The organism is Mariniflexile ostreae (assembly GCF_042427585.1).
Classification (GTDB): Bacteria; Bacteroidota; Bacteroidia; order Flavobacteriales; family Flavobacteriaceae; genus Pseudalgibacter; species Pseudalgibacter ostreae.
The window spans coordinates 48,798-61,357 of the sequence record NZ_JBHMFC010000007.1 but is presented as its reverse complement, the minus strand read 5'-3'; the positions used below and the strand labels follow the sequence as shown (position 1 = coordinate 61,357).

The window sequence follows — 12,560 nt, the reverse complement described above, 5'->3', positions numbered from 1 at the left end:
ATTTGGAAAAACAAAAATCTTTTATATATCTTTGTTGCTAAATCAAAACTTATATTTTCACTTCTCACTTTAAGTTTTGATAAGTAGAACCACAGTTTAAAAACAGTATTTTACTGTTTTACAAATACATAGGTTTAAAACCGCTTATCAAATAGTATTCATTTTAATATACTATTTAATGGAAAAGCGTAAACTAAATTTCTGGCAAATTTGGAACATGAGTTTTGGATTTCTGGGAATCCAAATGGGGTTCGCACTTCAAAATGCCAACGCCAGTAGAATCCTTCAAATTTTCGGAGCAGATGTCCATGAACTTTCTTGGTTTTGGATTGTAGCCCCCTTAATGGGCCTTATTGTTCAACCTGTTATTGGCCATTACAGCGATAATACTTGGGGCCGGTTTGGCAGACGAAAACCTTATTTTCTGGTAGGTGCTATTTTTGCTTCTATTGGATTAGTACTATTGCCACAAGCCGATATGTTTATTGCCTTTTTACCAGCCTTATGGGTGGGTGCAGGCATGCTCATGATCATGGATGCATCATTTAATGTAGCCATGGAGCCTTTTCGAGCCTTAGTTGGCGATAATTTAAGAACAGACCAGCGTACTTTAGGCTTTAGCGTACAAACGGCGCTTATAGGTTTTGGAGCGGTCATTGGATCCTGGATGCCTTATGCCCTGGCCAATTGGTTTGGGGTTTCCAATGAAACAGCACAAGGTGTTGTACCAACAAATCTAATTCTCTCCTTTATTATTGGTGCGGTTATCTTAATTATTTCCATCTTAATAACCATTTTTACCACCAAGGAATATACACCAGAAGAGCTAGAAAGCTTTGAAGAAGACCACACACCAGCTGCTATTGAAAAAAATAGCAACGACATAGAAAAATCTAGTTTGATGGATATTTTTGAAGATTTCAAAAAAATGCCAACAACTATGCGCCAATTAAGCTGGGTGCAATTTTTTTCTTGGTTTGGGCTTTTTGGTATGTGGGTATTTGCAACTCCTGCCATTGCTCAACATATTTACGGCTTACCACACACCGATAGCACTAGCGTTAGCTATCAAGATGCTGGCGACTGGGTTGGTATTCTTTTTGGAGTATACAATTTAGTGTCTGCATTTTACGCTTTTGCCCTCCCCTATATTGCAAAAAAATTAGGAAGAAAAAACACCCATGCCATCTCTCTCGTCATTGGCGGATTGGGCTTGCTTTCCATTTATATTTTGCCCGACAAAAACTGGCTCGTAGTGTCCATGATAGGTATTGGAATTGCATGGGCGAGTATCTTGGCTATGCCTTACGCTATTTTAGCAGGTTCTATATCTCCAAAAAAAATGGGGGTATATATGGGCATTTTCAATTTCTTTATTGTTATTCCTCAAATAATAAATGCCTTAATTGGCGGACCACTGGTTAAATATGCTTATGGCAATCACGCCATATACGCACTTATGATGAGTGGTGTTAGTTTTTTAATAGCAGCATCTTTAGTATATATCGTAAAAGATGTTGATGATATCGTTCAATACAAAAAAAATGAATAAAACAGGTGTTATTTTCGATTTAGACGGTGTTATAGTCGACACTGCAAAGTATCATTTTTTGGCGTGGAAACATCTCGCTGATACTTTAGGCTTTGAATTTACAGAAGCGCATAACGAATTACTTAAAGGCGTGAGCAGAGTCAGGTCATTGGAAATCCTTTTAGATATCGGACAGATAAGTTTATCTGAAGCAAGAAAACAAGATATATTAATAAGTAAAAATGAAGAATATCTTAGTTATATCACTAAAATGGGAGCTGACGAAATACTTCCTGGCGCAGAAAACCTTTTAGATACTTTAGACCAATTAGGTATTAAATACGTACTAGGCTCGGCAAGTAAAAATGCTTCTTTAATTTTAAAACAAGTTGGATTGTTCAACAGATTTACTGGCATTGTAGATGGCAATAGTGTATCTAAAGCAAAACCAGACCCCGAGGTGTTTTTAATAGGGGCCAAACTGCTCCAGCTTGCTCCAAAAAACTGCATTGTTTTTGAAGATGCCATTGCAGGGGTTGAAGCGGCCAATAAAGCCCATATGATTTCCATAGGCATCGGGGACAAAAAAACACTCCATCAAGCCGATTACAACTTTAATGATTTAACTGAAATAAGTACCGATTTTATTAAAGCATTAATGAATCATAAAAAAGAAAACGTATAGAAAAAGAAAAGCCAGTTGGCAAAAAATCGCTAACGCTTATTCTCATATCCAATCTCTCACATCAAAAAAAACAAAATGAATCAAGATTATATAAAACCCGATAACTGGTCCATCATAGAGGAAGGCTTTGACCCTTCTCGTGTTAAATCATCCGAAAGCCTGTTCAGCATTGGTAACGGTGCCATGGGACAACGTGCTAATTTTGAAGAGCACTATTCCGGCCCTACTTTCCAAGGCAGTTATATTGCAGGCGTGTATTATCCAGACAAAACCCGTGTTGGCTGGTGGAAAAACGGGTACCCAGAGTATTTTGCAAAAGTGTTGAACGCCCCGAGCTGGATTGGCATCAACATCTCTATTAACGGTGAAGCCCTTGATTTATTTACTTGCAAAAATGTTGAAAATTTTTGTAGAACCTTAAATATGCAAGAAGGATGGCTTTCTAGAAGTTTTACGGCAACATTACAAAACGATATAACAGTTCAGGTAGAGACTAAGCGCTTTTTAAGTTTGGATTTAGATGAACTGGGAGCTATTCAATATAGCATCAAGCCAGTAAATTCTGATGCAGAAATAAGCTTTCAGCCCTATTTGGATGCAGGCATCACTAATGAAGATAGCAATTGGGACGATACGTTTTGGGACGTATCACATGTAGAGCACAACCAACATCAAGCTTTTATTGAAGCTAAAACAATGAAAACCCATTTTCATACCTGTACATTCATGGAGTCGCAGGTATTTATTAATAAAAACCTCTTAGAGACCACACCTAAAATCCAAGAGAAATCCAACTATATAGCTTTTACATACACCTGCAACGTTAAACAAAATAACACCTGTTCCATTCATAAATTTGCTGGGTATACGGTAGACACCAACCATGACAAAAAGCATTTGCTCACTGCCGCCAAAACAGTGTTGCAGCACGCCTTAAACAAAGGCTTCTCTACACTTCTTTCAGATCAAAAACAAGCCTGGCAAAACATCTGGGAACGTGCAGACATAACCATTTCTGGCGACGTTAAAGCCCAGCAAGGGATTCGTTTTAATATTTTTCAGCTCAATCAAACTTATTTAGGAAAAGACTCCAGATTAAACATTGGCCCTAAAGGCTTTACAGGCGAGAAATACGGTGGAAGCACCTATTGGGATACCGAAGCCTATTGCATCCCTTTTTATATGGCTACCAAAGACCAACAAGTGGCGCGGAACCTTTTGGAATACCGCTATAACCACTTGGAAAAAGCCATTGAAAACGCAGAAAAACTAGGCTTTAAAGATGGAGCGGCCTTGTATCCTATGGTTACTATGAATGGCGAAGAATGCCATAACGAATGGGAAATAACCTTTGAGGAAATCCATCGAAACGGCGCCATCGCTTTTGCTATATTTAATTATTTCCGCTATACAGGAGATTATAGCTATATTCCAGAAAAAGGACTGGAAGTTTTAATAGCCATCGCTCGCTTTTGGCAACAACGCGCCACATTTTCAAAAAACAAAAACGAGTATGTTATCTTGGGCGTTACAGGACCTAATGAATATGAAAATAATGTAAACAACAACTGGTATACAAACTATTTAGCACAATGGTGCATCCGCTATACTATTGAGAATATTGAAAAAGTAGAAAATGAATTTCCTTCAGATTTTACTAGAATCATAAATAAAGTGGCGCTTAGGCCTTCGGAAATCACAGAATGGAAAGCTACCGCAGACCATATGTACCTCCCTTTTTCGGAAGAACATGATATTTATCTCCAACAGGATGGTTTTTTAGATAAAGAGCTTATTACCGTTTCAGATTTAGACGACGCTCAACGCCCCATCAACCAGAAATGGAGTTGGGATAGAATTTTGCGTTCACCATATATCAAGCAAGCCGATGTTTTACAAGGGTTTTACTTTTTTGAGACTCATTTTTCTACAGAAGCATTAGAACGTCATTTCAATTTCTATGAGCCATTTACAGTTCACGAGAGCTCTCTATCGCCCTGCGTACATAGCATTCAGGCTGCAAAACTGGACAAAATGGACCAAGCGTACACCTTTTATTTACGCACCTCTCGTTTGGATTTAGATGATTATAACAAAGAAGTGCACGAAGGTCTACATATTACCTCTATGGCGGGCACTTGGATGAGTATTGTTGAAGGGTTTGGAGGCATGAGAATTATAGATAATCAATTGTCATTCACACCTAAAATCCCCAAACAGTGGGAGGCGTACTCGTTTAAGGTTAATTTTAGAAATCAAATTTTAAAAGTCACTATCACCCAAAAAGAGACGCATTTCGAAATAGAACAAGGCACAGAGTTAAATGTGCTTGTAAACAACAAACCCAGATTACTTAAGAAAAAGTAGTGGGATTCTTAAAATAAAGTAGCGTACTAATATTTAATACTAATGAAGATGAAATCATTTGGAATCATTCTAGCCTTTTTTTTAATAACAAGCTCGGGACACGCCCAAGAATTAAAATCACCTAATGGCGCATTGTCGATGCAGTTTTTAATTGAGACCAACGGCATACCCACATACAAACTATCTTATAAAAACAAAACTGTTATAAAAACAAGTCGTTTAGGCTTGGAGTTAAAAAACGATAAAACATCGTTGGTTAATGACTTTGTGATTTCAAACACAGAAACGGCAACATTTGATGATACATGGCAACCTGTATGGGGCGAAGTAAAAGACATTCGCAATCATTACAACGAACTGGCCGTAACCTTAAAACAACAAGAAACCGAACGACGTATTATAATTCGGTTTAGACTATTTGATGACGGACTAGGCTTTCGCTACGAATTCCCGATGCAAAAGAACTTAGTATATTTTATTATTAAAGAGGAAAAAACCCAATTTGCCATGGCTGGCGACCATACTGCTTTTTGGATCCCGGGTGATTATGATACCCAAGAATATGATTATACAGAATCTAAATTATCTGAAATAAGAGGGTTTTCAGAAAAAGCCATTACCGAAAATTTATCGCAGACCTCCTTTTCACCTACGGGCGTACAAACGTCTTTAATGATGAAAACCGACAATGGCCTTTATATTAATTTACATGAAGCCGCGCTAATAAATTACTCTTGTATGCACCTTAATTTGGACGATGAGAATATGATCTTTGAATCGTGGCTAACTCCTGATGCCAAAGGGGACAAAGGTTACATGCAGGCCCCTTCTAATACGCCTTGGAGAACCGTTTTAGTGAGTGATGATGCTCGCGACATTTTAGCTTCTAAGATGACTTTAAACTTAAACGAGCCCAGCGCTATAGACGATACCTCGTGGATAAAACCCGTTAAATATATTGGTGTTTGGTGGGAAATGATTACCGGAAAAAGCTCATGGGCCTATACCGACGAATTACCTGCAGTACAACTTGGCATCACAGATTATTCCAAGGTGAAGCCCAATACCACGCACGCTGCAAATAACACTAAAGTAAAGCGTTATATCGATTTTGCCTCTAAACATGGGTTTGATGCTGTTCTAGTTGAAGGCTGGAATGAAGGCTGGGAAGATTGGTTCGGACATTCTAAAGATAATGTTTTTGATTTTGTAACCCCATATCCCGACTTCGATGTTGAAGAAATCCATGCGTATGCTCAATCTAAAGGTGTTAAAATGATGATGCACCATGAAACCTCATCTTCAGTACGAAATTATGAAAGACATATGGACAAGGCCTATCAATTTATGAAAGACCATGGTTATGATGCCGTTAAAAGCGGTTACGTTGGCGATATTTTGCCAAGAGGAGAAAATCATTACAGCCAATGGATTGTAAACCATTATCAATATGCTTTAGAAAAAGCGGCAGATTACAAAATTATGGTGAATGCTCATGAAGCGGTACGCCCTACAGGCATCTCTAGAACTTATCCTAACTTAATAGGAAACGAATCTGCTCGAGGCACAGAGTACCAGGCCTTTGGAGGCTCCAAGCCCAATCATGTTACGGTATTGCCTTTTACACGATTAATTGGCGGCCCGATGGATTATACACCTGGTATTTTTGAAATGGATATTAGCAAGTTCAGTCCAAATAACAACTCACACGTTAATAGCACCATAGCCAACCAACTGGCGCTCTATGTTACCATGTACAGTCCGTTACAAATGGCAGCCGATCTACCAGAACATTATGAGCGGTTTATGGATGCTTTCCAATTTATAAAAGATGTGGGAATGGATTGGGATGAAAGCCATTATCTCGAAGCAGAACCTGGCCACTATCTCACCGTAGCCCGTAAAGAAAAAAATACTGGTAATTGGTTTGTAGGCAACGTGAATGGTAACGAAATAAGAACATCGAAAATAGCATTCAATTTTTTAGAAAAAGGCAAAAAATACAAAGCTACCATTTATGCAGATGCTAAAGATGCACATTACAAAACCAATCCGCAAGCCTATACCATTTCAACAAAAACAATCACCAGTACATCAAAATTATCACAACGATCTGTAGCGGGCGGTGGTTACGCGATTAGTATCCAAGAAATTAAGTAGCATAGTATTTATAAATGTTCGCAATACCACACTAATCAATTAAAAGTATAAGTATTATAATGGCTCATGTTTAAGCCAATTTACAACCAATACCATGAAAAAATCGATAACTTTATATTTTTTATGTGTTATGGCACTTAACAGCTCTTGCCAAAAACAAAACCCCATGACTATAGAACAGGTGGAGACTGCATTGATTACAACAGAAAGGCATGACCTAAATCGTGTTGAGCCCCCCAATTGGTGGATTGGCTTTAAAAACACATCTTTACAATTACTGATACATCATCCTGAAATTTCAAAAACACATCCTGAAATCTCTTATGCTGGCGTTTCTATTAAACAGGTTCATAAAGCGAATAGTCCAAATTATTTATTTATCGATTTAGAGATTTCAAAAAACACAAAGCCAGGAACATTCAACATCATATTCAAACAAGAAAATCACGAGGATTTAGTTTACACCTATACGCTAAAGTCCAGAGAGCAACCCGCAGAAGATTATGTTGGCTTTAATAGTAGCGATGCTGTGTATTTGATTACGCCCGACCGTTTTTCGAATGGAGACCCTTCGAATGACATACATGAAACATTACTTGAAAAAACTATCGATAGATCCAACAATTATGCTCGTCATGGTGGAGATATACAAGGGATTACCAACCATCTAGATTACATTCAGGATTTAGGTTTTACAGCCATTTGGCCCTGCCCTCTTCTTATGAACGATATGTCACAAGGCTCTTATCATGGGTACGCGATGACCGACTTCTATCTTATAGACCCTCGTTTTGGAACTTTAGAAAACTATTTGGAACTCAGTTCTAAAATGTCTAAAAAAGGCATGAAACTAATTATGGATCACGTGGCGAACCATTGTGGTGTTGAGCATTGGTGGATGAAAGACTTGCCCTTTAAAGATTGGATAAATCATCAGGATATTTTTGAAAAGAGCGAAAAAGACCAAGATGTTAAAAACCCGATAATAACGAGCCATAGACGCACCACGAATCAAGACCAATACGCCTCGGAAATAGATAAAAAAGCGATGAATGAAGGCTGGTTTGTTTCGGCCATGCCAGACTTAAACCAACGCAATCCTTTTATGGCCAAATACACCATTCAGAATAGTATTTGGTGGATTGAAACAGCAAAATTGAGCGGTATTAGACAAGATACCTATCCTTATCCCGATAAAAATTTTATGAGTACTTGGGCCGGCGAAATCATGAATGAATATCCCAACTTTAGTATTGTAGGTGAAGAATGGACTACCAACCCTTTATTAATTGCGTATTGGCAACAAGGCCATCAAAACAAAGACGGCTACAATTCCAATTTAAAGTCTCCCATGGATTTTGCCATGCAGGATCAAATAGTTAAAGGCTTAAATAATGACGAGTCTTTTAGTACGGGACTAATCGAAATCTATAAAGGTCTTGCCAATGACTTTGCTTACGCAAAGCCCGAAGACCTTATGGTTTTTGTAGACAACCATGATATGAGCCGTATTTTTACTCAATTAAAAGGCGATGTAGCAAACACAAAAGCAGCACTAAGCTACTTGTTGATGTTACCACGTATTCCACAAATCTATTACGGGACAGAAATTTTAATGCACGATTTCGACCACCCTGGAGACCATGGCCTAATTCGCAGTGATTTCCCTGGTGGCTGGGAAGGCGATAGTGCAAATGCATTCACAACCGAAGGCTTAACGGATGCCCAAAAGGACATGCAAATATATTTAAAGAAAATATTAAACTATCGTAAAACTAGTAAAGCCATACATGAAGGCAAAACTATTCATTTTGCACCAGAAGATGGTGTTTATGCATTGTTTAGGGTTTTAGAGGAAGAAACCGTAGTTCATATTATAAATAAAAACGAAAATGGTATTCAATTAAATACGCAAAGGTTTGATGAGATGGGATTAAAAGGAAAAACATTAAAAAACATTATCAATGAACAGCAGTTCGATTGGCCAGAAAGCTTATTTCTTCAAGAAAAAGGAAGTATTATCTTAAGCACTAAAACAGATTAAATATAAACAATCAAAGCATCAAAATCAGGTCGTTATATTTCATTACAAAGCAAGCAACCGCTATTGTATTTATAAAAACCATGGCAACATAGCAATGCACGCCATGCTTAAACACGTTTTTCAAGGAAATAAAGTTTAAAAAGACCTTATAACAGTGGATTGTTCTTAAAATACTCCATTAAAAAAATCCAAAATGAAACACATAACTATTTTTATCGCATCATTTGCCCTAGTCTTTCTCTTTGGATGTAAAGATGACAAAACACCAGTACAAGACCCCACCATGCAGTTTAATAAACTTAATAAAAAAGAAGTTATTTATCAAGTGTTCACGCGCTTGTTTGGCAATACGAACACCAACAACATCCCTTGGGGAACTATTGAAGAAAATGGCGTAGGCAAATTCAATGATTTCACAGACAAAGCTCTAATGGAGATAAAAGATTTAGGTGTAACATACATTTGGTATACAGGTGTTCCACACCACAATGTTATTAAAGATTATAGTGCTTATGGCATTTCTGATGACGACCCCGATGTTGTAAAAGGTCGAGCAGGATCACCTTATGCTGTAAAAGATTATTACAACGTAAACCCAGATTTAGCTGTAAATGTCGAGAACCGATTAGCAGAATTTCAGGCACTTATTGAACGCTCTCATAACGCTGGCCTAAAAGTTATTATTGATATTGTACCCAATCATGTTGCGAGAAACTACCAAAGCATAACCCACCCAGAAGGTGTTAAGAATTTTGGAGAAGAAGATGATAAAAATGTGGTTTATCATGTAGACAACAATTTCTATTACAACCCAAACGAATCTTTTAAAGTTCCCATTTGGGAAGAAGGCTACTCCCCTTTAGGGCCAGAAAAGCATCCTTTAGAAGATAATGAATTTGATGAGACCCCAGCAAAGTGGACAGGAAATGGCTCACGGTTATCTCAACCACATGTTAACGATTGGTATGAAACCGTAAAAATCAATTATGGCGTGTCTCCAGAAGGGAAAAACGATTTTGACGCCTTACCAGAAGGGTTTGAAAATGAAGACTATAAAAAACATTTTAATTTTTGGAAAGATAAAACTGTACCAAATTCATGGATTAAGTTTAAAGATATCGCACTCTATTGGTTAAATATGGGCGTAGATGGCTTTAGGTATGATATGGCAGAGATGGTTCCTGTTGAATTTTGGAGTTTTATGAATTCCACTATTAAAATGAAAAATCCTGAGGCTTTTTTATTAGCAGAAGTCTATAACCCTGCATTATATAGGGATTATATTAAAAAAGGGAAAATGGACTACCTTTATGATAAAGTCCAGTTGTATGACACCATTAAACATATTATGCAGGGACATGGAAAGACCGATTACATCCCTCACATCCAGAATGAGCTTAAGGACATAGAACACCACATGCTCCATTTTTTAGAAAACCACGATGAACAACGCATTGCAAGTCCGGAATTTGCAGGACAAGCGGAAAAAGGAAAACCCGCTATGGTGGTTTCCACCACGATAAGCAGCTCGCCTACCATGATCTATTTTGGTCAAGAACTAGGAGAACCAGGTGCTGAAGATGCAGGCTTCGGGAAACCTTCAAGGACTTCTATTTTCGATTACATTGGTGTTCCTCATCTTCAACGTTGGGTAAACAACAAACAATTTGATGGCGGGCAATCCACTTCAGAAGAAAAAGAGTTAAGAGATTTTTACAAACGGCTTTTAAATTTTAGTGTCAATAGCCCAGCATTAATGGGGGCTTATAAAGACATCCATTTGTACAATCGCGAGAACACCGAAAATTATACAGATAGAGTCATGTCTTTTATTCGCTGGAAAGACAATGAGAAACTGATTATCATTTCAAATTTTGATGCTGATAAAGGCCACACTTTCAATTTAAAAATCCCAGAAGATATTATTGAAAACTGGAAATTATTAAAAGAAGAATATAAGGTTAAAGACCAGCTATATCAACAATTCTCATCCCGTTTAGTTATTAAAAATGGCATTGGCACGGTTACCGTTAGCTTAAATCCTTTAGAGTCCTTTATTTTAAAAGTTGAGTAACAATAAGAACGTATCCGTTTTCCTAAATACGACACCATGAAATATATTTTTATTACAATAATTACATTTTCGCTAATAATGAGCTGCCAGAATAAGAACAAAGCTATTGAGCCCGATGTAAAAGCGCCATTTGTTTGGGAAGCTGCCACAATATATTTCTTATTAACAGACCGTTTTAATAATGCTGATCCAACCAATGATGTCCATTTTGAAAGAACTGCCGAAACCGGAAAGCTTCGTGGATTTGAAGGTGGCGATCTAAAAGGTATCACCCAAAAAATTGAAAAAGGCTATTTTACAGACTTAGGCATTAATGCTATTTGGATGAGCCCAATTGTAGAACAGATCCATGGAGGAGTTGATGAAGGCACTGGGTTAAGTTATGGGTTCCATGGCTATTGGACGCGTGATTGGACTGCTTTGGACCCTAATTTTGGAACGCAAGAAGATTTACGCACACTCGTTGAAACCGCACATAAAAAAGGGATTCGTATTTTATTGGATGCTGTTATAAACCACACAGGACCTGTTACCGAGAAGGATCCTGTATGGCCAAAGGAATGGGTGCGTACTGGTCCAACTTGTACCTACACCTCTTACGAAACGACTACAGCATGCACTTTGGTTGAAAACCTTCCAGATATTTTAACCGAGAATAATGAAGCCGTTGATTTACCTCCACATTTAATAGAAAAATGGAAATCGGAAGGACGTTATGAACAGGAAATCCTAGAGCTAGACGATTTCTTTAAAAGAACAGGGCACCCCAGGGCCCCTAGATTTTATATCATGAAATGGCTGACCGATTATATCACAGAATTTGGTATTGATGGCTATCGCGTAGACACCGTAAAGCACACCGATAAATATGTTTGGGAAGAGTTTAAAGAGGCCTGCGATGCGGCCTTCTCAGAATTTAAGAAAAAAAACCCAGATAAGGTGTTAGATGATAATGGCTTTTATTTAGTAGGTGAGGTTTACAATTATACCATTTCAAATGGAAAACTATTTGATTTTGGCGATAAAAAGATAAACTATTTTGATGGCGCTTTTCAAAGTCTAATCAATTTCGAAATGAAATGGAATGCCGCCCAAAATTCTAAAGAAGACTTGTTTAAACGTTATTCTGATATTTTAAACTCAGATTTAAAACATTTTGGAGTGTTAAACTATTTGAGTTCCCACGACGATGGCCAACCTTTTGATGCCATGCGCCAAAAACCTTTTGAAACTGCAGTGAAACTATTATTATGTCCTGGCACCTCACAAGTATATTACGGCGATGAGTCGGCACGAGCCTTAATTATAGAAGGCACGGAAGGCGATGCCACCTTACGCTCTTTCATGAATTGGAAGGATATCCAAAATAATCCCGACACAAAAAACATTTTAAACCATTGGCAAAAGTTAGGGCAGTTCCGTGCTAAACATCCCGCTGTGGGCGCAGGTATACATGAGATGTTAAGCGAAGAACCTTATGTTTTTTCTAGACACTTTTCTAAAAATGAATATACAGACGAAGTTATTGTAGGGTTAGATTTACCTGAAGGCGAAAACACCATAACTGTTTCTGCTGTCTTTAAAGATGATGTGCTTTTAAAAGACGCCTATTCGGGCAAGGAAGTAAAAGTGAGCAATGGTATGGTTAAAATAAATACGCCTTACACTATTGTGCTTTTAGAAAGAAAAAAATAATGCA

7 protein-coding genes are annotated in these 12,560 nt (G+C 37.7%); all 7 read left to right on the top strand.

What is annotated here, in order from left to right; translation table 11 throughout:
• Positions 1-178 precede the first annotated feature (178 nt).
• The 7 genes from ACFFU9_RS02115 to ACFFU9_RS02085 all read left to right on the top strand — a co-directional run bounded on the left by ACFFU9_RS02115 (position 179) and on the right by ACFFU9_RS02085 (position 12,556).
• Complete coding sequence (locus tag ACFFU9_RS02115; protein ID WP_379859711.1) at positions 179-1,552, top strand: MFS transporter; 1,374 nt, start codon at positions 179-181, stop codon at positions 1,550-1,552.
• Positions 1,545-2,216, top strand: a complete 672-nt coding sequence (pgmB, locus tag ACFFU9_RS02110; protein WP_379859710.1) for a beta-phosphoglucomutase — start codon at positions 1,545-1,547, stop codon at positions 2,214-2,216. The genes ACFFU9_RS02115 and pgmB overlap by 8 nt, the downstream gene beginning before the upstream one ends.
• A gap of 75 nt (positions 2,217-2,291) precedes the next feature.
• Entirely contained in the window at positions 2,292-4,583 is a 2,292-nt protein-coding gene (mdxK, locus tag ACFFU9_RS02105) for a maltose phosphorylase MdxK (protein ID WP_379859709.1), read from the top strand.
• 48 nt (positions 4,584-4,631) lie between these two features.
• A complete protein-coding gene (locus ACFFU9_RS02100; RefSeq protein WP_379859723.1) occupies positions 4,632-6,743 on the top strand; it encodes a glycoside hydrolase family 97 protein in 2,112 nt (703 codons plus the stop codon).
• A gap of 94 nt (positions 6,744-6,837) precedes the next feature.
• A complete protein-coding gene (locus ACFFU9_RS02095; protein ID WP_379859708.1) occupies positions 6,838-8,787 on the top strand; it encodes a glycoside hydrolase family 13 protein in 1,950 nt (649 codons plus the stop codon).
• A 193-nt stretch (positions 8,788-8,980) separates the two neighbouring features.
• Complete coding sequence (locus tag ACFFU9_RS02090) at positions 8,981-10,861, top strand: alpha-amylase family protein (RefSeq protein WP_379859707.1); 1,881 nt, start codon at positions 8,981-8,983, stop codon at positions 10,859-10,861.
• 36 nt (positions 10,862-10,897) lie between these two features.
• Positions 10,898-12,556 carry an alpha-amylase family glycosyl hydrolase gene (locus ACFFU9_RS02085; RefSeq protein ID WP_379859706.1) on the top strand — a complete coding sequence of 553 codons (1,659 nt, stop codon included), beginning with the start codon at positions 10,898-10,900 and terminating at the stop codon, positions 12,554-12,556.
• Positions 12,557-12,560 lie beyond the last annotated feature (4 nt).

Bases quoted from the DNA above. Each gene is read 5' to 3' on its own strand.
- ACFFU9_RS02115 (WP_379859711.1), top strand. From the start codon at position 179: ATGGAAAAGCGTAAACTAAATTTCTGGCAAATTTGGAACATGAGTTTT.
- pgmB (WP_379859710.1), top strand. From the start codon at position 1,545: ATGAATAAAACAGGTGTTATTTTCGATTTAGACGGTGTTATAGTCGAC.
- mdxK (WP_379859709.1), top strand. From the start codon at position 2,292: ATGAATCAAGATTATATAAAACCCGATAACTGGTCCATCATAGAGGAA.
- ACFFU9_RS02100 (WP_379859723.1), top strand. From the start codon at position 4,632: ATGAAATCATTTGGAATCATTCTAGCCTTTTTTTTAATAACAAGCTCG.
- ACFFU9_RS02095 (WP_379859708.1), top strand. From the start codon at position 6,838: ATGAAAAAATCGATAACTTTATATTTTTTATGTGTTATGGCACTTAAC.
- ACFFU9_RS02090 (WP_379859707.1), top strand. From the start codon at position 8,981: ATGAAACACATAACTATTTTTATCGCATCATTTGCCCTAGTCTTTCTC.
- ACFFU9_RS02085 (WP_379859706.1), top strand. From the start codon at position 10,898: ATGAAATATATTTTTATTACAATAATTACATTTTCGCTAATAATGAGC.